The sequence below is a fragment of the Cellulomonas sp. SG140 genome (assembly GCF_025770785.1).
In the GTDB taxonomy this organism is placed as follows: Bacteria; Actinomycetota; Actinomycetes; order Actinomycetales; family Cellulomonadaceae; genus Cellulomonas.
In genome coordinates this window covers 20,494-42,578 of the sequence record NZ_JANZLA010000001.1, presented here as the reverse complement: position 1 = coordinate 42,578, position 22,085 = coordinate 20,494, and the positions used below count along the sequence as shown (strand labels likewise).

Here is a 22,085-nt window from a genome sequence, read left to right as displayed (position 1 = left end):
AGTCCCACAAGATCAGGGCGGCGGACGCTGAGCTTCGGTCCCGGTGCCTTTTACCACATTTGGGAGCAGCGTGAGGGTGAAACGCCCGTCAAAGATGGTTTGACTTGGTTATAGTGCGCCGCTAACTTCCGGCGTGCTGGAGGTTTTGTTCTCCGCCAACACGCAGTGCTCACTACTTGGAGACAGTATGGTGAGCAGGGGGATGGTCTGGTCGCTCACCCGCTCAGGCGTCGCAGCGGTTACCGTGATGGCAATAGGGGTGGCGTTGTCGGGTCCCGCGTCGGCCGCCACGCCCAACGTCGACGGCGCAGGGCAGAATGTGTCTTCGATCGCACGAACGGTCGCCCGTGCGACTCAAGGAATGGGGAGTCGGGTCCGCGCCAGCGTGGGGGACCCTTCAGTGGCCACTCAAGCGGGGCCGAACAGAGTCTCCATTCCGAGTGACCCGCGTTCGCCAATTGTCATGCAGCGGGCGAGCGGGCAAGGTGTCGGCCTGACAGTTCGAGTGCCGGATGACCTGGGACTCTCGGCCGCGCGCGTTGCCGCGGATGGCACTGTGGTGTACTCATCGGACAACAGACATGCCGCCGCGGCGGTCCAGATCCTGGATGATGGCGCGGTTCGACTCCAGACCGTAATCCCTAGCGCTGTGGCAGTTGGTGACTACTCGTATACATTCGATTCAGATGTGACGCTGTTGCCGAACTCAGACGGGACTGTGAGCCTCGTCACCGAAGTGGCGCCAGGGTTGACAGTCATTCGCGGAACGGTCGATTCTCCGTGGGCGGTGGATTCCAAGGGAAATCAAGTACCGACTTCGTACCGCGTGGTCGGCCACAGCCTCGTTCAGGCAATCAGGCCCCTGGCCGACACGGTGTATCCCGTGGTGGCAGACCCGAAGTTGACCTTCGGAATGGGTGCTTACCTGAATATGTCTGGCGCCGAGTGGAAGTCGTGGGCCTACATCGTAGGGAGCTCATTGGTCTTCGGGTCGACGTACGTCTGTATGCGTTTTGGAAACACGATCATTGGGCAGGCGTGTACGCTTATCGGCGTACCTACTGGAATATCGACGTTCCTCGACATGGTCGCGTCGGTCGGTGCTTGGTCTCTCGACCCGGTAGCTTGCTATCAAAACCGGATCCTGCCCGAGAATAACAGAGTGACGCGCGTGGCGTTGTCCAACTGCCAATGACTGGAACGGTTGGGGTTCGGGTTATATCGGCACGGCGGCGAGGGGTGTGAACGTGGGCGCTGACTTCGTTCCTATGCGTCCCGTCGGGCCAGAACAGGTTCGTGAGGCCAGGCAGACGCACTGGTTTCGACGTGGATGGCTGCTTGTCTTCGTCGCATATGTGGTCGATGGCTTGGTCTGGTGCTGGTCTGGCTCCGATCTGATGTATGGATTTGTCGTGGCCGCGACCGTCGTCGGAACCGCATTGGAGAGTCGCAGCTTCACCCCTGGGAGCAGGCGTGTTGTATTGGTGGCGATCATGACGAGCGCGAGCGTGGCGGCCGGCATACTTCTCAGCACGCGGTACGGTCTTGGCCTGCCGGTCCGCGCCCGTCTCTTTCAAGGAGCGGGCGGTGTCGCTGTTGGAGCGTTCGCCGCATGGCTCGCGATGCGGCGAACGGCCAGCACGCGTCGAGGCAGATGACTTCTGGCGTGGTGTTGACGGGGCGCCGGGCTCACAGACCGGCCGGGTGAGCGCGGGGCCAGGACATTCGGTTGTCGGAGCGGGCGCCATGTTGGCCGTCGTCGACCTCCGGGACCTCCCGTCCCGGAGAAGGCGGGTGGCGCATTCGTGCCGACGCCGTGAGGCCGCCGCGTCGGCTCGCGTCCGTCGGCGACCGACCAACCTGCTTGAGGGGTCCTCTACGAGGCCCGGTCAACCAGGGACAGCGCGGCGGCGGCGATGCGCGCGGTGGTCGGCACGTCGGTCATGAGGGTGTCCGTCGCGGCCGCCGCGAGACCGGCGAGAGCCAGCTCCGGCACCGAACCGCCGTCCGCGTCGTCCACCAACCAGCCGTCCAGGATGCCGCCGGTCGAGCGGGAGCCGTAGTGCCGGGCCACCGCGGCAGCCGTCGTCTCCACCCCGATCGCCGTCAGGCACGCGTCCGCCATGCCGCGCACCGGTGCGCCGCCGATCACCGGGCTGACGCCGACCACCGGTGCGGCGGTCCCGGCCAGCGCGGCGCGGACCCCCGGCACGGCCAGGATGGTGCCGATCGACACCACCGGGTTGGACGGCGGGAGCACCACCACGTCGGCCTCGGTCAGCGCCTCCACGACGCCGGGTGCCGCGGTCGCGGCCTCGAGGCCCACCTGCACGAAGCGCCGGGCCGGCACTCCCGCCCGCAGGCGCACCCACCACTCCTCGAAGTGCACGGTCCGGCCGTCGACCAGCTCGACGTGCGTCTCCACCGGCTGGTCGCTCATCGGCAGCAGCCGTACGCCCGGCCGCCACCGCTCCGCGAGCCGCGCGGTGACCTGCGACAACGTCAGGCCCTCCTGCAGCAGCTGCGTACGGGCCAGGTGGGTGGCCAGGTCCAGGTCACCGAGCGTGAACCACTCCCAGCCCAGGCCGTACGCCGCGAGATCGCCCGAGACCCGGCTGGTCTCGTCCTGCCGGCCCCAGCCCTGCCCCTCGTGCACCGCACCACCCAGCGTGTACATCAGCGTGTCCAGGTCGGGGCAGACGCGGACGCCGTGCAGCCACATGTCGTCGCCGGTGTTGGCCACGACCGTCACCTGTGCCGTGGTACCCCCGGCGCCGTCGGGCAGCCGGTCGCGCAGCAGCGCCAGCAGCCCGCGGGTGAACCGGGCGCCGCCGACGCCGCCGGACAGCACGGTGATCCTCAACGGTCCTCCTGGGGTCGGGGGCTCGGACCGACCGGGGAGCGGTCGGTGAACGCGATGACGGGCCGGCCGGTGCGCGGATGGGTCAGCACCTCCGCCTCCACGCCGTACACCTGGCGCAGCAGGGCAGGCGTCAGCACGTCGGCGGGGTGGCCGGCGGCGGCCAGCCGGCCGGCGGACAGCACGAGGACGTGCTCGCAGAAGGCCGCGGCGAGGTTGAGGTCGTGCAGGGCGGCGACCGTGGTGGTGCGCAGGTTCCGCACGAACGCGAGCAGGTGCAGCTGCGCGGCGACGTCGAGGTGGTTGGTCGGCTCGTCGAGCAGCAGCAGGGCCGGCTCCTGGGCGAGGGCGCGGGCGATCTGGACGCGCTGGCGCTCGCCGCCGGACAGCGTGGCCCACGCGCGGTCGGCCAGGTGCGCGGCCTCTGCGGCCACCAGCGCGCGATCGACGGCGGCGGGGTCGTCGTCCGTGCCCCACCAGGAGCGGTAGGGGATCCGGCCCAGGGCGACGACGTCGCGGACGGTCAGCGGCACCGCGGAGCTCGACTCCTGCTCCAGCAGGGCGATGCGGCGGGCGCGGTGCCGGCGGGGGAGCAGGTGCACGGGCACCTGACGTGAGGGGACGGCACCGGCCGCACCGGCCGCGCCGGGCTCGTCGTCCGAGACCAGGACGGCGCCCGCCTGCGGGACCAGCAGCCCGGCGACCAGGCGCAGCAGCGTCGTCTTGCCCGCACCGTTGGGCCCCAGCAGGCCGGTGAGCGCTCCCGCCGGCGGCGTCGCGTCGACCCCGTCGACCACCCACCGCCCGCCCAGCTGCGTGCCCACACGCGCGATGGTCAGCTCCACGCCGACCCCTGCCCCCGCCGCAGCAGCACCGCGAACACCGGCACGCCGATCAGCGCGGTGACGATCCCCACCGGCAGCTCCCGCGGGTCGAACACCGTGCGCGCCAGCGTGTCCGCCCAGACCAGGAACGTGCCGCCCGCCAGGGCCGCCACCGGCAGCAGCCGCCGGTGCGCGGGCCCGGTGAGCGCGGAGACGATGTGCGGCAGCACCAGCCCGACGAACCCGATCGCCCCGCTGACCGCCACCATCGCGCCGGTCAGCAGGGCGACCAGCGTCATCAGCGTCCACCGCGTGCGGTCCACGTGCAGGCCGAGCGCCGCGGCGCTGGTGTCCCCGAACGTGAACGCGTCCAGCCGTGTCCCGCTGACCACCAGCACGGTGCCGACCACCAGCAGCGCCCCCGCCGAGATGGCGACCGACCGCCACGTCGCTCCGGCCAGCGACCCCATCAGCCACGCGAGGATCTCCCGGTAGGAGTCCCCGGTGGCCGTCCAGAAGATGACGAACGACGTGCCGGCCGCCGCGAGCTGGGACACCGCCAGCCCCGCCAGCACCGCCCGACCCGGCGTCAGCGTCCCGCCGGCCCGGGCCAGGGTCAGCGTGCCGACCAGCGCCAGCAGCGCACCGGCGAAGGCGGCGACCGGCAGCACCAGTGCGACCCCGACCACCAGCACCGCGACGGCGCCCAGCGAGGCCCCGGAGGACAGGCCCAGCAGGTACGGGTCGGCGAGCGGGTTGCGGGTCAGCGACTGCATGACGGCCCCGGACAGCGCCAGCCCGGCGCCGACGGCGGCGGCGGTCAGCACGCGGGGCAGGCGCAGCTCCCAGACGATCGCATCGTGCAGCGGCGCCACGGCGTCCGTCTGGCCGACCAGGTGCAGGTGCAGGCCGATGCTGCGGGCCACCTCGCCGACCGCGAGCCGAGCGGGCCCGATGGTGACGGCGACGAGCACGGTGACGACGAGCGCCACCACGCCGACGGCCACCAGCACGGTCAGCGGAAGACGACGAACCCCCGTCGCCACCGCCGTCAGCCGGCGCTGGGCGTGGCGCTGGGGGTGCCGAGCGCCCCCACACCGTCCAGCGCGCTCACACCGGCGACGACCGCCTGCACCGCCTCGACGTTGCGGACACCGGCCTCGGTGGCGGCGAACGGCACCACCACGTACCGGTGCTGCTTGACGGCGGCCAGCTGGGCGGTCGCCGGGTTCTGCTCGAGCGCGGTGATCTTCGACGCCGCGGTGTTCCACGTCGCGTCGACCAGGACGATCACGTCGGGGTTCGCCGCGACCACCTTCTCCCAGCCGACGGACGTCCACGTGTCGTGCACGTTCGCGAACACGTTGGTCAGCCCGGCGGCGTCCATGATCATCTGCGGCGCCCCGATGCCGGCGCCGACGTACGGGGTGTCGTTCCCGGAGGAGTACCACAGCGCCGTGTGGTGACCGGGCAGCTTGTGGACGGCCGCGAGGTCGGCCTTCTGCTTCGCGACCAGCGCCTGCGCCCGGTCCGGCACGCCGAAGATCTGCCCCACCTGGCCGATCTCGCCGAACACGGTGTCGAACGTCAGCGGGTCGGGCATGGAGCCCTTCTCCTTGCACGCCGCGGGGGAGACGTAGGTGCCGATCCCGCGCGAGGCGAGCGTCGCCCGGTCGCCGACGCCGGACGACGACACGTTCGACTCCCAGCCGGCGTAGACGAAGTCCGGGTTCGCCGCGAGCAGCGCCTCCTGGCTGGGCACCGTGTCGCCGAGCACCGGCACCTTGGCGGCGGCCGCCGCCCACTGGCTGGGCACCGGCCCGTCGGCGAAGGCGGTGCCGACCAGGCGGTCGCCGAGGCCGAGCGCGAGCATCATCTCGGTCGCGCTGGACTTGATCGTCACCACGCGGGTGGGCGGCTTGGTGACCGTCACCTGCGTGCCGCAGTCGTCCAGCGAGACGGGGGCGAAGGTCGCCGTCGTGGCGGCTGCGGTCGTGGACGACGACGGGGCGCCGGACGCGCCGGAGGCGCAGGCGCCGAGCGCCAGGACGGGCGCGAGCACCACGGGGAGCATCAGACGGGACGGGACGGCACGGCGGTGCATGGGAGGGCTCCTCGGCAGGTGGCGGGTCGGCGCACGTCGTCGTCGCCGCTCACACGGGAGCACGTCGCTCCCCGGAATCGCACCGCCCAGTGGGGACGGCGCGGCCCTCGCCAACATCCGGTGGGGTTCCGGCGCACACCCTAGGCACGCAGGTCGGAGCCCCACAACCGGCCGGTCACGGTGCCGCCGCGAGGGCTAGCGCGCGAGCGACCGCGTCGACGTCCTGGCGCAGCGCGCTGACCGTCACGCGCAGGTGACCGCCACCCTCCTGACCCGTGGCGGCGAACGGCCGGCCGCGGGCCACCCGGATCCCGGCCGCACCGAGGCGCACGAGCGCACGCTGCTCGTCCGCCACCGGCACCCACAGGTTCACGCCGTCCCCGGGGACCAGCTCCAGGCCGTGGTGCGTGAGCGCCTGCGTGAGCGCGCGCTGCCGTCCGTGGTAGACGCGGCGGGCGTGCTCGACGGCGTCCACGGCGGACCCGTCGGTGAGCAGGTCCGCCAGCACACGCTGCAGCAGGCGGCTGGTCCACCCGGGGCCGAGCAGGCGGCGGGCGACGAGCGCGTCGAGCACGGTGGCGGGTCCACCGACGGCGGCGATGCGCAGGTCCGGACCGTGCGACTTGGAGTACGAGCGCACGTGCACCACCCGGTCGGGCAGCAGCGCACCCAGGCTGACGTCCCGTGCGGAGGAGATCTGGCCGGAGTGGTCGTCCTCCAGCACCCAGACGGGCTGGGGGGCGGCGCGCACGGCGGCTGCGAGCTCCCGCGCACGGGTCGGCGTCAGGCTGACGCCCGTGGGGTTGTGCGCGCGGGGCTGCAGCACCACGGCGGACGCACCGGCGGCCAGCGCCGCCGCGAGCGAGTCCGGCACCATGCCGTGAGAGTCCAGCGCGACGGGCACGCGCTCGAGCCCCAGCTGGTCCAGCAGGTCGAACAGCGGCGGGAAGCCGGGGTCCTCCACGGCGACGCGGTCGCCGTACCCGCACGTGACGTCGAGCGTGCGCGCCAGCGCGTCGACCGCCCCGTCGACCACGGTCAGCCGTTGCGGCGGGAAGGGCCACGTGCCCCGCAGCAGGTGCTCGAGCTCCGGCACCAAGGACGGCGCGACGTAGCTGGCCGTCTCGGCCGCGGGCATGCGGGCCGACACCCGCGCCAGCGCCGGGCCCAGCTCGGGCAGCAGCTCGGGGTCCGGTGTGCCGGTGGACAGGTCGAGGCGGCCCGGGGCCCCACCGGTCAGGTCGCGGTAGCGCGGGGGTACCCGGTCCTCCGGTGAGGGCAGCACGGTGGTACCGGCCCGGCCGCGGGACGACACGAGGCCGACGACGGACAGGGCGTGCCACGCCGACCCGACGGTGGCGGGGCTGACCGCGAGCTCCGCGGCCAGGGCCCGGACGGTCGGCAGCCGGTCGCCGGGTCTCAGGCCGCCGGTGTGCACCAGCCGGGCGACGGTGGCTGCGATGCCCCGCGGGCTGCGGTCCACGACCAGGTCGGCGAGGCGAGCCGCCGCGGCCCGGCCGTGGCCGACGTGGAGCTCCTCGCGCCCGCGGTTCGGCGCCCGTTGCGAGTCCCCCCGCGCATCCCCCTGGTCCACGACGGCATCGTCCGTGCTCGGCGCGGTCGGCGCGGACCAAGGTCCCCACTGTTTACACGCGGTGGTCCGGAAGTTCCCGGACGGCAAATGCCGGGAAACGCCGCAGAAATGTCCAACCTCGACAGTCACATTCCAGGCGGCGCGGCCGGGACGGCCTCCGCCGGACCCGACGTACCGCTTCTCGCCCGCTGTCGAGCACCACCGAGGAGCCGGACATGACCGTCGTACGTGTCGCCTTCACCCAGGCCACCTGGACCGGGGACAGGGAGTCGATGATCGCGCTGCACGAGGCGTGGACGCGTGAGGCGGCCTCCGCCGGCGCGCAGGTGATCGGCTTCCAGGAGCTGTTCTACGGGCCGTACTTCGGCATCACGCAGGACACCGCCTACTACGACTACGCCGAGACGATCCCCGGCCCGACGGTCGACCGGTTCGCGGCGCTGGCCGCCGAGCTGGGCATCGTGGTCGTGCTGCCGATCTACGAGGAGGACCAGCCCGGGGTGCTCTACAACACCGCGGTGGTGATCGACGCGGACGGCACCGTGCTGGGCAAGTACCGCAAGCACCACATCCCGCACCTGCCGAAGTTCTGGGAGAAGTTCTACTTCCGGCCCGGGAACAGCGGCTGGCCGGTGTTCGACACCGCGGTCGGCAAGATCGGCGTGAACATCTGCTACGACCGGCACTTCCCGGAGGGCTGGCGGAACCTGGCGCTCAACGGCGCTCAGATCGTGTTCAACCCCAACGCGACCGCCCCGGGCGTGTCCAACCGGCTGTGGGAGATCGAGCAGCCCGCCGCGGCCATCGCGAACGGCTACTTCGTCGTCGCGAACAACCGCGTGGGCCTCGAGGACAACGAGTACGGGGACGAGGCCGTCAACTTCTACGGCTCGTCGTACGCGGTCGGACCGGACGGCAACTACGTCGGCGAGGTCGGGTCGAGCACCGAGGACCAGCTGATCGTCCGCGACCTGGACCTGGAGCAGATCCGCGAGGTGCGCGAGCGCTGGCAGTTCTTCCGCGACCGCCGGCCGGACCAGTACGGGCCGATCGTCGCGCCCTGACCCGCTGCCCACCCCACCCGCAGGCCCTCCCGAAGGGAGCCCCATGCCCACCACGCTCATCACCGGGGGCACGGTGGTCAACGCCACCGGCCGCGGCGCCGCCGACGTCCTGATCGACGGCGAGAAGATCGTCGCGATCCTCGAGCCCGGCTCGACCCTGCTCGGCCACGACCTCGCGTCCTCGGTCGACCGCGTCGTCGACGCCACCGGCAAGTACGTGATCCCCGGCGGGATCGACGCGCACACGCACATGGAGATGCCGTTCGGCGGCACGTTCGCCTCGGACACGTTCGAGACGGGCACCACGGCGGCGGCCTGGGGCGGGACGACGAGCATCATCGACTTCGTCGTCCAGTACGCCGGGGAGAACCCGCTGGACCAGTACGCGCTGTGGCACCAGAAGGCCGCCGGGAACTGTGCGATCGACTACGGGTTCCACCAGATCCTGAGCGACGTCCAGGACTCGTCCCTGGACGCGATGGACGAGCTGGTGGCCGAGGGCGTGAGCAGCTTCAAGCTGTTCCAGGCCTACAAGGGCGTGTTCCTGTCCGATGACGGCCAGATCCTGCGGGCCATGCAGAAGGCGGCGGACAACGGCGCGCTGGTCATGATGCACGCGGAGAACGGGTCGTGGATCGACACCGTGGTGCAGCAGCTGGTCGCCGAGGGCAAGACCGACCCGTACTACCACGGCATCTCCCGGCCGTGGCAGGCCGAGGAGGAGGCCACCCACCGGGCGATCATGCTGGCGCAGTACACCGGCGCCCCGCTGTACGTGGTGCACGTCTCGGCCAAGCAGGCCGTCGCGCAGATCGCCGCCGCCCGGGACACCGGCCAGAACGTGTTCGGCGAGACGTGCCCGCAGTACCTGTACCTGACCCTGGAGGACCAGCTCGGCGCCCCCGGCTTCGAGGGGGCCAAGTGGGTGTGCTCCACGCCGCTGCGCTCCAAGGCGGAGCATCACCAGGAGCACATGTGGCAGGCGCTGCGCACCAACGACCTGCAGGTGGTGTCCACCGACCACTGCCCGTTCTGCATGAAGGGGCAGAAGGAGCTGGGGCTCGGCGACTTCTCCAAGATCCCCAACGGCATCGGCTCGGTGGAGCACCGCGTCGACCTGCTCTACCAAGGGGTGGTCACCGGCCAGATCAGCCTGGAGCGCTGGGTGGAGCTGATCGCCGTCACCCCGGCCCGGATGTTCGGGCTGTACGGCCGCAAGGGGGTGCTGGCGCCGGGCGCCGACGCCGATGTGGTGGTCTACGACCCGAACGGCCACACGTCGATCGGGGTGGGCAAGACCCACCACATGAACATGGACTACTCGGCCTGGGAGGGCTACGAGATCGACGGGCACGTCGACACCGTGATCTCCCGCGGTTCCGTGGTCGTGGACGACGGGCAGTTCCTCGGCACCGTCGGCCACGGGCAGTTCCTCAAGCGCGACCTGTCGCAGTACCTGGTCTGAGGCGCACATGGACTTCGGCGTCGTCCTGCAGACCAACCCACCCGCCTGGCGGACGGTCGACCTGGCCCGCCAGGCCGAGACCCACGGCTTCGACTACGTGTGGACGTTCGACTCGCACCTGCTGTGGCAGGAGCCGTTCGTCATCTACTCGGCGATCCTGGCTGCGACGCACACGGTCAAGGTCGGTCCGATGGTCACCAACCCGGCCACCCGCGACTGGACGGTGATCGCCTCCCTGTTCGCGACGCTGAACGAGATGTACGGCAACCGGACGGTGTGCGGCATCGGGCGCGGCGACTCGGCGGTGCGCACCCTGAACGGCAAGCCGTCGAACCTCGCGACGCTGCGCGAGGCGGTGCAGGTGATCCGTGAGCTGGCCAACGGTCGTGCCGCGAACCTCAACGACCGCACGGTCCGGTTCCCGTGGGCGACGCGTTCGCAGCTGGAGGTGTGGGTCGCCGCCTACGGCCCGCAGGCGCTCAAGCTCACCGGTGAGGTGGGTGACGCGTTCATCCTGCAGCTGGCGGACCCGGACATCGCCACGTGGATGATCAAGGCGGTCCGCGACTCGGCGGAGGCCGCCGGCCGCGATCCCGACGAGGTCCAGTTCTGCGTCGCGGCACCGGCTTACGTCGGTGACGGTCAGTCGCCGGCCGAACGGGCGCACATGCGTGAGCAGTGCCGCTGGTTCGGCGGGATGGTCGGCAACCACGTCGCGGAGATCGTCCGGCGGTACGGCACGGACTCGGCGGTGCCGAAGGCGCTGACCGACTACATCCGCGACCGCGAGGGCTACGACTACAACCAGCACGGCCGCGCCGGGAACACCCACACGACCTTCGTGCCGGACGAGATCGTCGAGCGGTTCTGCCTGCTCGGATCGCCGTACGAGCACGTGGAGAAGCTGCGGGTGCTCGAGTCCCTGGGCTGCACGCAGTACGCGCTCTACCTCCAGCACGACAACAAGGAGGAGACGATGCGGCTCTACGGCGAACGCGTGATCCCGGCGCTCGCCGAACCCGTGGTGGCGACGGCATGACCGGCCCCCGGGCGCGTGCCCTGCGCTCGACGGCCTACGGGCTGGCCGCGCTGGTGCTGTTCTGCCTGGTCTGGGAGCTGGTCAAGGCCGTGGTGCCCGCCGGCGGCGTGCACGTGCTCGGGGCCAGCGTGCTGCCGCGCACCGACGACCACGCGATGCCGCACGTCTGGGACGTGGTCGCCCGGATGGGGCGGTCGGAGACGTCCGCACGCGGCGCCGACTCGGTGCTGGTCGCCATGGCCAAGGCGGGCTGGTTCACGCTGCGCGTGGCGCTGGCCGGCTGGCTGGTCGGCGTGGTCGCCGGGATGGCGCTGGCGGTGCTGATGGCCAGGCGCCGGCTGGCGGAGGCCGCCGTGCTGCCGTGGGTGGTGCTCAGCCAGACGGTCCCGCTGATCGCGCTGGCACCGCTGGTGGTCGGCTGGGGCGGTCGCATCCACCTCGGCGCCTTCGAGTGGCAGCGCTGGATGTCGGTGGCCGCGATCGCGTCCTACCTGGCCTTCTTCCCGGTCGCGGTCGGCGCCCTTCGGGGGCTGCAGTCACCCACCCCGGCGCAGACCGACCTGTTCCGCGCCCAGGCCGCGGGGTGGTGGCGGACCCTCGTCTCGCTGCGGCTCCCGGCCAGCGTGCCGTACGTGCTGCCCGCGCTGCGGCTCGGCGCCGCCACCGCCGTGGTGGGCGCCATCGTCGCCGAGGTGTCCACCGGGACCCCGGGCGGCATCGGGCGGCTGATCATCTCGTACGCGCAGTCTGCCAGCGGCGACCCCGGGAAGCCGTGGGCGGCGATCGTGGCCGCCGCCGCTCTCGGCCTGCTCGCCGCCGGGCTCGTCGGCCTCGTCGGGCTGCTGCTGCGCCGCTACCGCTACGCGGAGGTGTCCTCATGACCATGCCCACCCCGGTCCCCACGCCGGCGCCGGTCGCCACCCACCCCGCCGCGGCCGTGGTCGCGCGCGGCGTCGGCAAGACCTTCCGCACCCGCAGCGGCGAGGTGGTCGCGCTCGAGGGCGTCGACCTCACCGTCGCCGCGGGGGAGTTCGTCTCCCTGATCGGCCCCTCCGGGTGCGGCAAGTCCACGCTGCTGCGGCTGGTGGCCGACCTCGACGAGCCGACGTCCGGCGACCTGACCGTGTTCGGCAAGCCACCGCGGGTGGCCCGCGAGGGGCAGGACTACGGCATCGCGTTCCAGCAGGCGGGGCTCCTGCCGTGGCGCACCGTCAAGGCCAACGTCGAGCTGCCGCTGGAGCTGCACGGCGTCGGACGCCGGCAGCGCGCCGCGCGGGCCGCCGAGCTGCTCGAGATGGTGGGGCTCGCCGACTTCGCCGGCCACCTGCCCGGCCAGCTGTCGGGCGGCATGCAGCAGCGGGTCGCGATCGCCCGGTCGCTGGCGGAGCGACCGAGCCTGCTGCTGATGGACGAGCCGTTCGGGGCGCTCGACGAGATGACCCGCGAGCGGATGCAGACCGAGCTGGTGCGCATCTGCGCGGAGAGCGGCGCGGCGGTGCTGTTCGTCACGCACTCGATCCCGGAGGCGGTGTTCCTGTCCCACCGCGTGGTGGTGATGAGCGCCCGCCCGGGCCGGATCAGCCAGGTGGTGCCGATCTCCTTGGCGGCGACGGCCAGCCGGACCGACGGCACCCGCGAGGACAGCGCGTTCTTCGCCGACGTCACGGCGGTGCGCGAGGCGCTGCACGGTGGGGCGACCGCCGCGCGAGGGGTGGACCTGCGATGACGGCCGCCGCGGTCCGCCGGTGGCTGGCGCCCGTGGTGCTGGGCGCGCTGGCGCTGCTGGGCTGGCAGCTGTTCGTGCAGGTCAGCGGCGTGAAGCCGTACCTGCTGCCGGCTCCGAGCGCGATCTGGACGCAGCTGGTGACGGTGTGGCCGCTGGTGTGGCGCTCCGCGCTGGCGACGGGCACCAACGTGCTCGTGGGCCTGCTGCTGGGCGCGCTCGGCGCGGTCGGCGCCGCGCTGCTCGCCGCCCGCAGCCGCGTGGTGGACGCGCTGATGTCGCCCACCGCCGCGGCGGTGGCCGTGATGCCGATCGTCGCGCTCGCCCCGGCGCTGAACACGATGTTCGGCACCACCACCACGACCCCTCGCCGGCTGATCGTCGCCGTGGTGGTGTTCGCCCCGGTGTTCGTCAATACCCTGCGCGGGCTGCGCCAGGTGCTGCCCGTGCACCGGGACCTGCTGCGGGCCTACGCCGCCACCCCCGGCCAGCTCGCCCGGACCGTCACGGTGCCCGGTGCGCTGCCGTACCTGTTCACCGGTCTGCGGATCGCCTCGTCCACCGGCGTGATCGCCGCGATCGTCGCCGAGTACTTCGGCGGGCTGCAGAACGGGCTCGGTTCGCGGATCACCGCCGCCGCGTCCAACTCCGCCTACGCCCGGGCGTGGGCCTTCGTCGTCGGCGCGATCGCGCTCGGGCTCGTGTTCTACCTGGTCACGCTCGCGGCCGAGCACGCCGTCGCCCGCCGGCAGGGGGCCGCCTGAGCCGGCGCCGCCGGACCCCACCACCCGTCCCGCCTGCCATCGGCGCCAGGCCGGCCGACCCCGCGTCTCGCCCCTCCGCGAGCCGCACCCCGCACCGAGGAAAGGGATGAGCCAGATGAGACTCACCAGGCGCACCGCGTGGGGCCTGACCGTCGCCGCGACCGCTGCCGCGCTCGCGCTCACCGGCTGCAGCAGCAGCGGCTCGGCCGCCGCACCGGCAGCCTCCGCGTCCGGGACGGGCGGCTCCGGCACGCTCACCCCGGTCAAGCTGCAGCTGCAGTGGTTCACGCAGGCGCAGTTCGCCGGCTACTACGCGGCGCTGAAGCAGGGCTACTACAAGGACGAGGGTCTCGACGTGCAGATCGTCGAGGGAGGCACCGACATCGTGCCGCAGACCCAGCTGGCCAACGGGTCGGTGGACTACGCGCTGGCGTGGGTGCCCAAGGCGCTCGCCTCGCGCGAGCAGGGTGCCGGGATCACCGACGTCGCGCAGATCTTCCAGCGCTCCGGCACGCTGCAGGTCTCGTTCAAGGACAAGAACATCACCACCGCCGCGGCCCTCAAGGGCAAGAAGGTGGGCAACTGGGGCTTCGGCAACGAGTTCGAGCTGTTCGCCGGCATGACCAAGGCGGGGCTCGACCCGGCGAAGGACGTCACGCTGGTGCAGCAGCAGTTCGACATGAACGCGTTCCTCGCCGGTGACATCGACGCGGCCCAGGCGATGGTCTACAACGAGTACGCCCAGCTGCTCGAGGCGAAGAACCCGGCGACCGGCAAGCAGTACACGGCCGACGACTTCAACGTCGTCGACTGGAACACCGAGGGCACCGCCATGCTGCAGGACGCGATCTGGGCCAACACCGACAAGCTCAAGTCCGACAAGGCGTACCAGGACACGACAGTCAAGTTCATCAAGGCCAGCATCAAGGGCTGGGTGTACGTCCGGGACAACCCGGAGGCCGCCCGCGACATCATCGTCGCCGCCGGGTCCAAGCTCGGCCAGAGCCACCAGCTGTGGCAGACCAACGAGGTGAACAAGCTGATCTGGCCGTCGCCGGACGGCGCCGGGATGATCGACCAGAAGGCCTGGGACCAGACCGTGTCCATCGCGCTGGGCACCAAGAACGACCAGGGCGCGACCGTCATCACCAAGAAGCCGGACGCCGACGCGTACACCAACGACTACGTCACCAAGGCGCTCGCCGAGCTCAAGGCCGAGGGGGTCGACGTGACGGGCTCGAGCTTCAAGCCGATCACGGTCACCCTCGCCGAGGGCGGCAACTAGACGGGCGTGGGGGCGGGCGGTCCCGCCCGACGCCCGTCCCCACCATCCGCGCACGGCACCACCGACCAGCACCGCCACGAGGAGCCACGCTCATGCCACACGCAGCCCCGGCCGTCCCGACCGCCGCGGCCCCGACCGGACCGGACCTGGACGCCCTCGCGGCGAGCCTGGACCGCGCGCACCTGTTCCACTCCTGGTCGGCGCAGGCCCACCTGACGCCGTTCGTGCTGGCGGGCGGCGCGGGCTGCGAGCTGTGGGACCACTCCGGCCACCGCTACCTCGACTTCTCCAGCCAGCTGGTCAACGTCAACATCGGGTACCAGCACCCCAAGGTCGTCGCCGCGATCCACGAGCAGGCGGACCTGCTGACCACCATCGCGCCGGCCACCGCGAACCTGACCCGTGGTCGGGCGGCGGCCAAGATCGTCGAGCACGCACCCACCGGCTTCTCCAAGGTCTTCTTCACCAACGCCGGCGCGGACGCCAACGAGAACGCGATCCGGATGGCGCGGCTGCACACCGGCCGGGACAAGGTGGTCAGCGGCTACCGCTCCTACCACGGCAACACCGGCGCGGCGGTGAACGCGACGGGCGACTGGCGACGGATGCCCAACGAGTACGCGCGCGGTCACGTGCACGTGTTCACGCCCTACCTGTACCGCACGGAGTTCTGGGCGACGACCCCGGATCAGGAGTGCGAGCGTGCGCTGCAGCACCTGGAGCGGGTGATCCAGTGCGAGGGTCCGGAGACGGTCGCCGCGATCCTGTTCGAGTCCGTCCCGGGCACCGCGGGAGTCCTGGTGCCCCCGCGCGGCTACCTGGCGGGGGTGCGGGCGATCGCCGACCGGTACGGGATCGTGCTGATCCTGGACGAGGTGATGGCCGGGTTCGGCCGCACCGGCTCGTGGTTCGCGTTCGAGCAGCACGACGTGGTGCCGGACCTGATCACCTTCGCCAAGGGGGTGAACTCCGGGTACGTGCCGGCCGGCGGCGTGCTGATCAGCGACGCGGTCGCCGCGACGTTCGACGAGCGGGTGTTCCCCGGTGGCCTGACGTACTCCGGCCACCCGCTGGCGATGGCGGCGATCGAGGCGACCATCACCGCGATGGAGGACGAGGGGGTGGTGGCCAACGCCGCCGCTATCGGTGCCGACGTGCTGGCCCCGGGGCTCGCCGAGCTGGCGGCCCGCCAGCCGCTGGTGGGCGAGGTGCGCGGCACGGGGGTGTTCTGGGCGGTGGAGCTGGTGGCCGACCGGGACAGCCGGCAGCCGGTGAGCCCTGCGACGATGGGCGCCGTGAAACGCGCCCTCCTCGACCGTGGCCTGCTGCCCTTCGTCTCCGACAACCGCATCCACGTGGTGCCGCCGTGCGTGATCAGCCGCGCCGACGCCGAGCGCGGCCTGGCGATCATCGACGCCGCGCTGACCGCCGTGACCGCGGGCGGTGCCGCGTGAGCGCCCGCCGCGCCCTGGTGACGGGCGCCTCGTCCGGGATCGGCGCCGCCACGGTGCGTCGCCTGCGGGCCGACGGCTGGGACGTCGTCGCCACGGCCCGTCGCGCGGACCGTCTCGCGGCGCTCGCGGAGGAGACCGGCGCCGAGGCGTACCCCGCCGACGTGACCAGCGACGGCGACGTCGCCGCACTGGTGACCCACCTGGCCGCGACCGGCGGCCTGGACGCCGTGGTGAACAACGCCGGCGGCGCACTGGGTCTGGAGCCGGTCGAGCACGCCGACCTGGACCAGTGGCGCACCATGTACGAGCTCAACGTGCTCGGCACCCTGCGCGTGACCAAGGCCGTGCTGCCCCTGCTGCGCGAGCGCGGAGCGGGTGACGTGGTCGTCGTGACGTCCACCGCGGCGCACGGCGCCTACCCGGGCGGAGCCGGCTACACGGGGGTCAAGGCCGCCGAGCAGATGCTGACCACCACCCTGCGCTGGGAGATCGTCGGCGAGCCGCTGCGCGTCATCGAGATCGCGCCCGGCGCGGTCGCCACCGAGGAGTTCTCCCTGGTCCGGTTCGGCGGTGACGCCGAGCGGGCGGCGAAGGTCTACGAGGGCTACCAGCCGCTGGTGGCCGACGACATCGCCGACGCGATCGCGTGGACCCTGAGCCGTCCGCCGCACGTCAACGTCGACCTGCTCGTCGTCCGCCCGCGGGCGCAGGCCAACAACACCACCACGGCTCGCACGGGCGTCTGACGGCGGCCGAGGACGGCCCCGCAGCATCGGTCGCTGCGGGGCCGTCCTCGCGTCCCGGCACCCGGCTCAGAACACCTGGCGCAGGTTCGCCCGGCCCAGGTCCAGCAGCTCGTCGCCGCGGCCCGACAGCAGGGTGCGCAGCGCGTAGAGCGCGAAGCCCTTGGCCTGGTCGAGCTTGATCGACGGCGGGATGGTCAGCTCCTGCCGCTCGGTGACCACGTCGACGAAGGCGGGCCCGTCGTACGCGAACGCCTCCTCCAGCGCCTGCCGCAGGTCGGCGGAGCGCTCCACCCGGAACGCCTTGAGACCCGCGGCCGCGGCGATCCCCGCGAGGCTCGGGTTCTCCAGCCCGGTGGCGTTGGTGACGAAGCCGGCGGCCTTCATCTCCAGCTCGACGAAGTTCAGCGAGGAGTTGTTGAACACGACGATCTTCACCGGCAGCTTGTTCTGGGTGAACGTCAGCAGCTCGCCGAGCAGCATCGCCACGCCGCCGTCACCGGACATCGCCACCACCTGACGGCCCGGGAACGCCGCCTGCGCGCCGACGGCCTGCGGCAGGGCGTTGGCCATCGACCCGTGGATGAACGAGCCGATCACCTTCCGGTCGCCGTTCATGGTCAGGTACCGGGCGGCCCAGATGACGGGGGAGCCGACGTCGGGGATGAACACGGCGTCCTTCGAGGCGACCTCGTCGATCACCTTCGCGACGTACTGCGGGTGCAGCGGCTGGTCACCCTTGCGTGGGGTCGCCAGGTCGTCGAGCTTGGTGCGCGTGGTGCGGTAGTGGGCCAGGGAGTCGTCCAGGTGCGAGCGGTCGGTCTTCTTGGCCAGCAGCGGCAGCAGCGCGGTGACCGTCTCCTTGACGTCGCCGACCATGCCGAGCGCCAGCGGCGTGCGGCGGCCGAGGTTCTCGCCCCGGATGTCCACCTGGATCACGGTGGCCTTCTCGGGGAGGAACGGCCGGTACGGGAAGTCGGTGCCGAGCATCAGCAGGGTGTCGCACGCCTCGAGCGCGCGGTAGCCGGAGGCGAAGCCGAGCAGCCCGGTCATGCCGACGTCGAACGGGTTGTCGTGCTCGACGAACTGCTTGGAGCGCAGCGTGTGCACGATCGGCGCGGCCAGGCGGTCCGCCAGCGCCACGACCTCGTCGTGGGCACCCTCGACGCCCGCACCGGCGAGGATCGTCACCTTGCGTCCCGCACCGAGCAGCTGGGCCGCCTGCTCCAGCTCCGCGGCCGAGGGCAGGATGCGCGGCCGGCTGGCGCGCACCGGCGTCACGGTCGTGTCCTGCGCGTCGGCGAGCGCGACGTCCCCGGGGATCACGACGACGGCGACGCCCTTCTTCTCCAGCGCCGTCTGCATCGCGGTGCGCAGGATGCGCGGCATCTGGGTCGGCGAGCTGGCGTACTCCGAGTACACCGAGCACTCGCGGAACAGCTCCTGCGGGTGGGTCTCCTGGAAGTAGCCGCTGCCGATCTCCGACGTGGGGATGTGCGCCGCGATCGCCAGCACCGGCGCGCCCGACCGCTGCGCGTCGAACAGCCCGTTGATCAGGTGCAGGTTGCCCGGGCCGGCGCTGCCGACGCACACCGCCAGCTCACCGGTGAGCGCCGCCTCGGCACCGGCGGCGAACGCCGCGGCCTCCTCGTGCCGCACGTGCACCCAGTCGATGCCGGAGCCGCGCAGGGCGTCGGTGAAGCCGTTGAGCGAGTCGCCGGGGATGCCGTAGACGCGCTTGACCCCGGCGGCGACGAGCGTGTCGACCATGTTCTTGGCGACGGTGACCATGTGGACCTTCTTCGTGGTGGGCCTGTGGTGGCGGGCGGTGCGGGTGCGGTGGGGGATCAGGGGACGGGGGGTCCGGGGGTGGCGACGGCCGGCCAGACCAGCGCGCACACCTGCTCGGCGAGGTCGTCGCCCAGCTCGGTGTGCCCCCAGATCAGGCGGTAGTACGCGGGTGCGAACAAGGCGTCCGTCACCAGTCCGGTGTCGGTGCCCGGGCGGACGACGCCGGTGGCGATGCCGCGCTCGAGGTGGTGCATGGCGGCGTGGCGACGCGGTTCGAGCCAGTGCTCGAGCATCGCGGCGGCCACGTCGCGCTCGGTGATCGACGCCGCCATCAGCTGCCGCAGCAGCATCCCGGCGGAGGTGTCGCGCAGCAGGTGCACCAGTGCGTCCACCTGGGCGGTCAGCGCCTGGCGGACCGGCAGGTCGTCGTCGAACTCGATGCTCTCGTGGAAGTGCTCGAGCAGCCCCTCGAGGAGCACCGTGGCGGCCGACGGCCACCACTTGTAGAGCGTGGTGCGGGAGACGCCGGCGCGTGCGGCGATGGCGTCCATGGTCGGGATCGACCCCCCGGCCAGGGCGAGCTCGGCGGCGGCCTCGAGGATCGCGGTGCGCCGCGCCTCCGAGCGGGGCCGGCCCGGTCGGGCGGTGTCGGTATTACTGGACACGTTGTTCACTATATCCCGGTCGAGGACGAACGTCCCGAGGTGTGACGCAGATCGCTCGGATGGGTCGGAGGGCCCGCGCGGAGTGCTCGGGGCCGTGGCTACGTTGCCCAGGAGGGCCCCGCGCGGCGTCCTCCGCGCAGGGGCGGACGGGGCGCACAGGGCCGGGGAGCCGGACGGCACATCGAGGGTGGCGGCGGATGCCAGGGCACGGCGGCACGGCCCAGGACGCGCTGGCCGCGTCGGTCACCAGGGCGGCGAGCCTGCAGTCGTACCTGACGGTGCGGTGGCTCGCCGACCCGGCCTTCCGGGCGGACGGGTACGGGCTGTACGCCTACTTCCGCTGGCTGGACGACCAGGTCGACGAGCACCTTCCCGACGAGCCGGCGCGACTCGCCTTCGTCGCGCAGCAGCGAGCCGTGCTGGCGGCGGCGGTCGACGGACGGCCGGGCGGGGTGCTGCGCCCGGAAGAGACCCTGCTGGTCGGGCTCGTCGACCGCGACCGAGCCCGCCGACCCCAGCGTCCGGCCGGCGGCGCGCCCGACGACGAGGGGCTGCTGCTGTGCCTGCGCTCGATGCTCGACGTGATGCAGGTCGACGCCGGCCGGCGCGGACGAGCGGTCGACGCCGCGACGCTCGACGCCTACACCCAGAGCCTGTCCGTCGCGGTGACGGAGGCCCTGCACCACTGCATCGGGCACGGCGCAGGCGCGCCGCACGGTGCCGACCGGTACGTCGCCGTGCGCGGTGCCCACGTCGCGCACATGCTGCGCGACCTGGTCGAGGACGTCGAGGCGGGGTACCTCAACCTCCCGGCGCAGCTGGTGCGCCACGACGCCCGCCCGTCGGAGTGGGTGCACGAGCCGGACGTGCGGGCCTGGGTGCGGGACCGCGTGGCGCTCGCCCGGTCCTGCTTCGCGGCGGGCCGGCGGTCGTTCGCCGCGGTGGAGAGCCGCCGGTGCCGGCTGGCCGGTCACGCGTACGTCGCCCGGTTCGAGTGGGTGCTGGACACGATCGAGCGGGAGGGCTTCCGGCTGCGGCCGTCCTACCCCGAGCGGGCGACGTGGCGCGGCGGGGTGCGGATCGCGGTGGGCACCGCGCGGTCGGCGCTGGGCGGGTCGCGCAACCGCGCACCCGCCGCGCGGCAGGCGGTCGGCGCATGAGGACGACCGCCGTGGTGGTCGGTGCGGGGGTCGGCGGTCTGTCGACGGCGATCCACCTCGCCCGGCAGGGCGTCGCCGTGACCGTCGTGGAGAAGAACGGTGCCCCCGGTGGCCGGCTCGGGCAGTTCACGCGGGAGGGTCATCGGTTCTCCACCGGTCCGACCCTGCTGATCATGCCGCTGCTCTACCGCAGCGAGCTGGCGCACCTGGGCGCCGACCTCGACCGTGATCTGGCCCCCGTCCGGGTCGACCCGACGTACGACATGGTGTTCGACGACGGCACCCGGCTCGCCATGACGTCCGACCTGGAGGCGATGCGCCGCCAGCTCGAGGCGATCGAGCCCGGCTCGTTCGGCGGCCTGCTGCGCTACCTCGAGGAGGGCCGCCGGCACTACGACCTGTCGATGCCGGGCCTGGTCGAGCGCGACTTCCGCCGGGCTGTCGACTTCGTCAACCCCCGCAGCCTGGCCCTCGCCCTGCGGGTCCACGCCCTGCTGCCGCACTACCGCCACATGTCCCGCTTCTTCACCTCCCCGAAGCTGAAGGCGGCGTTCACCTGCCAGGACGTCTACATGGGGCTGAGCCCGTTCAGCGCGCCGTCGACGTTCTCCCTGACGCCGCACAGCGAGCTCGCGCACGGCGTCTGGTACCCGACCGGGGGCATGTACCGGATCGTCGAGGTGCTCGCGGCGCTCGCGGACGAGGCGGGCGTTCGGTTCCGGTACGACGAGCCGGTGCGGCGCATCGAGGTGGAGGGCGGCCGGGCGACGGGCGTCCGCCTGCAGGACGACGGTGTGCTGCCCGCGGACGTCGTCGTCGCCAACGCGGACCTGCCGTACGTGTACCGCGCGCTGCTGCCGGACCCCGGTCCTGCGGCGCGGCTGGCCCGCAAGACGTTCTCCGGCTCGACGATCAGCTTCTACTGGGGGCTCGACCGCCGGTACCCGCAGCTGCGGACGCACACGCTCTTCCTCGGCGACCGCTACCGGGAGAACTTCGACAGCATCGACCGCAACGAGCCGCTGCCGGACGACCCCAGCGTGTACGTGCACGCCCCCGCCTCGGTGGATCCGACCGCGGCGCCGGACGGCCGGGAGACGCTGATAGCGGTGGTGCCGTCGGGGCACCTGACCTACGACGGCACCGACCCCGAGCGCCGCGCGCGCGAGCGTGAGCTGTGGGCCGGTGAGCTGGCACGCGCTCGTGCCGCCGTGCTGCGGCGGCTGTCCCAGGTCGGCATCGACGACCTCGACGCGCACGTGACCGTCGAGGCGACCGCGACGCCGCTGACCTGGCAGGCGCACCACAACCTGGCCTGGGGCGCGACGCACGGGCTGGCGCACACGCTGCCCCAGCTGGCCTACCTGCGACCGCACAACCGGCACGCGCGCTACCGCAACCTCTACTTCGCGGGCGCCAGCACCCACCCGGGCACCGGCGTGCCCACCGCGCTCGTGTCCGGCCGGCTGGCCGCGGAACGGGTGCTCGACGACCTCGGCATCGACCGGCCGGGAGCTGCGCGACGATGACCGACCCTGCGGGTGCCGGTC

The 22,085-nt window shown here is 72.4% G+C and carries 19 protein-coding genes; 12 read left to right on the top strand and 7 right to left on the bottom strand.

Annotation, left to right across the window (positions count from 1 at the left end):
* The first annotated feature begins 688 nt into the window (after positions 1 to 688).
* Positions 689 to 1,195: a hypothetical protein gene (locus N0B34_RS00190; RefSeq protein WP_263729146.1), complete on the top strand. Its 507-nt coding sequence runs from the start codon at positions 689 to 691 to the stop codon at positions 1,193 to 1,195.
* A gap of 681 nt (positions 1,196 to 1,876) precedes the next feature.
* Here N0B34_RS00190 and cofD read toward each other — a convergent pair.
* The 5 genes from cofD to N0B34_RS00165 all read right to left on the bottom strand — a co-directional run bounded on the left by cofD (position 1,877) and on the right by N0B34_RS00165 (position 7,382).
* Positions 1,877 to 2,863: a 2-phospho-L-lactate transferase gene (cofD, locus tag N0B34_RS00185; RefSeq protein ID WP_263729144.1), complete on the bottom strand. Its 987-nt coding sequence runs from the start codon at positions 2,861 to 2,863 to the stop codon at positions 1,877 to 1,879.
* Complete coding sequence (locus N0B34_RS00180) at positions 2,860 to 3,705, bottom strand: putative F420-0 ABC transporter ATP-binding protein (protein WP_263729143.1); 846 nt, start codon at positions 3,703 to 3,705, stop codon at positions 2,860 to 2,862. Before N0B34_RS00180 ends, cofD begins: the two co-directional genes overlap by 4 nt.
* The gene (locus tag N0B34_RS00175; protein ID WP_263729142.1) at positions 3,696 to 4,730 is read right to left on the bottom strand and encodes a putative F420-0 ABC transporter permease subunit; all 1,035 of its coding nucleotides are present in this window, start codon (positions 4,728 to 4,730) and stop codon (positions 3,696 to 3,698) included. The genes N0B34_RS00180 and N0B34_RS00175 overlap by 10 nt, the downstream gene beginning before the upstream one ends.
* Before the next feature lie 5 nt (positions 4,731 to 4,735).
* Positions 4,736 to 5,788, bottom strand: coding sequence for a putative F420-0 ABC transporter substrate-binding protein (locus N0B34_RS00170; RefSeq protein WP_263729140.1), 1,053 nt, complete (start codon positions 5,786 to 5,788; stop codon positions 4,736 to 4,738).
* A gap of 175 nt (positions 5,789 to 5,963) precedes the next feature.
* Positions 5,964 to 7,382, bottom strand: coding sequence for an aminotransferase class I/II-fold pyridoxal phosphate-dependent enzyme (locus N0B34_RS00165; protein WP_263729139.1), 1,419 nt, complete (start codon positions 7,380 to 7,382; stop codon positions 5,964 to 5,966).
* A 215-nt stretch (positions 7,383 to 7,597) separates the two neighbouring features.
* Here N0B34_RS00165 and N0B34_RS00160 point away from each other — a divergent pair, with 215 nt between their 5' ends.
* The 9 genes from N0B34_RS00160 to N0B34_RS00120 all read left to right on the top strand — a co-directional run bounded on the left by N0B34_RS00160 (position 7,598) and on the right by N0B34_RS00120 (position 16,922).
* The gene (locus tag N0B34_RS00160; protein WP_263729138.1) at positions 7,598 to 8,446 is read left to right on the top strand and encodes a nitrilase-related carbon-nitrogen hydrolase; all 849 of its coding nucleotides are present in this window, start codon (positions 7,598 to 7,600) and stop codon (positions 8,444 to 8,446) included.
* A 43-nt stretch (positions 8,447 to 8,489) separates the two neighbouring features.
* On the top strand, positions 8,490 to 9,911 hold the full coding sequence (hydA, locus tag N0B34_RS00155; RefSeq protein ID WP_263729136.1) for a dihydropyrimidinase: 1,422 nt from the start codon (positions 8,490 to 8,492) through the stop codon (positions 9,909 to 9,911).
* A gap of 7 nt (positions 9,912 to 9,918) precedes the next feature.
* A complete protein-coding gene (locus N0B34_RS00150) occupies positions 9,919 to 10,950 on the top strand; it encodes a TIGR03842 family LLM class F420-dependent oxidoreductase (RefSeq protein ID WP_263729135.1) in 1,032 nt (343 codons plus the stop codon).
* Positions 10,947 to 11,831, top strand: a complete 885-nt coding sequence (locus N0B34_RS00145; protein ID WP_263729134.1) for an ABC transporter permease — start codon at positions 10,947 to 10,949, stop codon at positions 11,829 to 11,831. The genes N0B34_RS00150 and N0B34_RS00145 overlap by 4 nt, the downstream gene beginning before the upstream one ends.
* Positions 11,828 to 12,676, top strand: coding sequence for an ABC transporter ATP-binding protein (locus N0B34_RS00140; protein WP_263729133.1), 849 nt, complete (start codon positions 11,828 to 11,830; stop codon positions 12,674 to 12,676). Before N0B34_RS00145 ends, N0B34_RS00140 begins: the two co-directional genes overlap by 4 nt.
* Positions 12,673 to 13,437, top strand: coding sequence for an ABC transporter permease (locus N0B34_RS00135; RefSeq protein WP_263729132.1), 765 nt, complete (start codon positions 12,673 to 12,675; stop codon positions 13,435 to 13,437). The genes N0B34_RS00140 and N0B34_RS00135 overlap by 4 nt, the downstream gene beginning before the upstream one ends.
* Before the next feature lie 115 nt (positions 13,438 to 13,552).
* Positions 13,553 to 14,722, top strand: coding sequence for an ABC transporter substrate-binding protein (locus N0B34_RS00130; protein ID WP_263729131.1), 1,170 nt, complete (start codon positions 13,553 to 13,555; stop codon positions 14,720 to 14,722).
* A gap of 92 nt (positions 14,723 to 14,814) precedes the next feature.
* The gene (locus tag N0B34_RS00125; protein WP_263729130.1) at positions 14,815 to 16,176 is read left to right on the top strand and encodes an aspartate aminotransferase family protein; all 1,362 of its coding nucleotides are present in this window, start codon (positions 14,815 to 14,817) and stop codon (positions 16,174 to 16,176) included.
* Entirely contained in the window at positions 16,173 to 16,922 is a 750-nt protein-coding gene (locus N0B34_RS00120; protein ID WP_263729129.1) for an SDR family NAD(P)-dependent oxidoreductase, read from the top strand. The genes N0B34_RS00125 and N0B34_RS00120 overlap by 4 nt, the downstream gene beginning before the upstream one ends.
* Before the next feature lie 66 nt (positions 16,923 to 16,988).
* On the opposite strand, the gene poxB is transcribed toward N0B34_RS00120, so the two are convergent.
* Both poxB and N0B34_RS00110 read right to left on the bottom strand, forming a co-directional pair.
* On the bottom strand, positions 16,989 to 18,710 hold the full coding sequence (gene poxB, locus N0B34_RS00115) for a ubiquinone-dependent pyruvate dehydrogenase (RefSeq protein WP_263729128.1): 1,722 nt from the start codon (positions 18,708 to 18,710) through the stop codon (positions 16,989 to 16,991).
* Between the two features lie 56 nt (positions 18,711 to 18,766).
* Positions 18,767 to 19,375 carry a TetR/AcrR family transcriptional regulator gene (locus N0B34_RS00110; protein ID WP_263729127.1) on the bottom strand — a complete coding sequence of 203 codons (609 nt, stop codon included), beginning with the start codon at positions 19,373 to 19,375 and terminating at the stop codon, positions 18,767 to 18,769.
* Positions 19,376 to 19,572: 197 nt separating this feature from the next.
* Between N0B34_RS00110 and N0B34_RS00105 the strand changes: the two genes are divergently transcribed.
* Together N0B34_RS00105 and N0B34_RS00100 are read left to right on the top strand one after the other, a co-directional pair.
* A complete protein-coding gene (locus N0B34_RS00105; protein ID WP_263729126.1) occupies positions 19,573 to 20,535 on the top strand; it encodes a squalene/phytoene synthase family protein in 963 nt (320 codons plus the stop codon).
* Positions 20,532 to 22,064 (top strand): phytoene desaturase family protein, encoded by a 1,533-nt coding sequence (locus tag N0B34_RS00100; RefSeq protein WP_263729125.1) that lies wholly within the window; start codon positions 20,532 to 20,534, stop codon positions 22,062 to 22,064. The genes N0B34_RS00105 and N0B34_RS00100 overlap by 4 nt, the downstream gene beginning before the upstream one ends.
* Positions 22,065 to 22,085 lie beyond the last annotated feature (21 nt).

Coding starts and splice junctions, on each gene's coding strand:
- N0B34_RS00135 (WP_263729132.1), top strand. CDS start 12,673: ATGACGGCCGCCGCGGTCCGCCGGTGGCTGGCGCCCGTGGTGCTGGGC.
- N0B34_RS00130 (WP_263729131.1), top strand. CDS start 13,553: ATGAGACTCACCAGGCGCACCGCGTGGGGCCTGACCGTCGCCGCGACC.
- N0B34_RS00145 (WP_263729134.1), top strand. CDS start 10,947: ATGACCGGCCCCCGGGCGCGTGCCCTGCGCTCGACGGCCTACGGGCTG.
- hydA (WP_263729136.1), top strand. CDS start 8,490: ATGCCCACCACGCTCATCACCGGGGGCACGGTGGTCAACGCCACCGGC.
- N0B34_RS00140 (WP_263729133.1), top strand. CDS start 11,828: ATGACCATGCCCACCCCGGTCCCCACGCCGGCGCCGGTCGCCACCCAC.
- N0B34_RS00105 (WP_263729126.1), top strand. CDS start 19,573: ATGCCAGGGCACGGCGGCACGGCCCAGGACGCGCTGGCCGCGTCGGTC.
- N0B34_RS00150 (WP_263729135.1), top strand. CDS start 9,919: ATGGACTTCGGCGTCGTCCTGCAGACCAACCCACCCGCCTGGCGGACG.
- N0B34_RS00125 (WP_263729130.1), top strand. CDS start 14,815: ATGCCACACGCAGCCCCGGCCGTCCCGACCGCCGCGGCCCCGACCGGA.
- N0B34_RS00160 (WP_263729138.1), top strand. CDS start 7,598: ATGACCGTCGTACGTGTCGCCTTCACCCAGGCCACCTGGACCGGGGAC.
- poxB (WP_263729128.1), bottom strand. CDS start 18,710: ATGGTCACCGTCGCCAAGAACATGGTCGACACGCTCGTCGCCGCCGGG.
- N0B34_RS00170 (WP_263729140.1), bottom strand. CDS start 5,788: ATGCACCGCCGTGCCGTCCCGTCCCGTCTGATGCTCCCCGTGGTGCTC.
- N0B34_RS00100 (WP_263729125.1), top strand. CDS start 20,532: ATGAGGACGACCGCCGTGGTGGTCGGTGCGGGGGTCGGCGGTCTGTCG.